This is a genomic window from Exiguobacterium sp. SL-9, from assembly GCF_004336985.1.
Taxonomy (GTDB): Bacteria; Bacillota; Bacilli; order Exiguobacteriales; family Exiguobacteriaceae; genus Exiguobacterium.
Genome location: NZ_SJUO01000023.1, coordinates 1 through 429, shown reverse-complemented (window position 1 = coordinate 429; position 429 = coordinate 1). Strand labels below are relative to the sequence as shown.

Here is a 429-nt window from a genome sequence, read left to right as displayed (position 1 = left end):
GATAAAGATAATTTAATTATTAAAGCCGCTAAATTACTTCGTGATTATTGCCACCAACATAATATTCCTTTGCAGTATCACGGCGCAGATATCAGTATTGATAAAAAACTCCCTATGGGAGGTGGCTTAGGTGGAGGTTCCTCTAACGCAGCAACGACATTAATTGCACTTAATTACCACTGGCAAGCGGGTCTAAGTGATGAAACCTTAGCCGAATTAGGGGTAAGTTTAGGTGCAGATGTTCCTGTTTTTGTAAAAGGTCATGCCGCGTTTGCCGAAGGCGTTGGTGAAATTTTGACCCCAGCAGAGCCAAAAGAGCAATGGTATTTGGTCGCACACCCCGGAATTTCCATTCCAACACCGACAATCTTCACAGATCCAGAATTAAAACGTAATTCTCCTATTCGCTCTCTTGGCGCATTATTAAAG

Annotated in this window: 1 protein-coding gene; it reads left to right on the top strand. The window is 42.2% G+C overall.

Annotated features, from left to right (window positions below; translation table 11 throughout):
* Positions 1-429: 4-(cytidine 5'-diphospho)-2-C-methyl-D-erythritol kinase (gene ispE, locus EVJ34_RS15465; RefSeq protein ID WP_131486166.1), on the top strand; the 429-nt coding region annotated here is incomplete at both ends.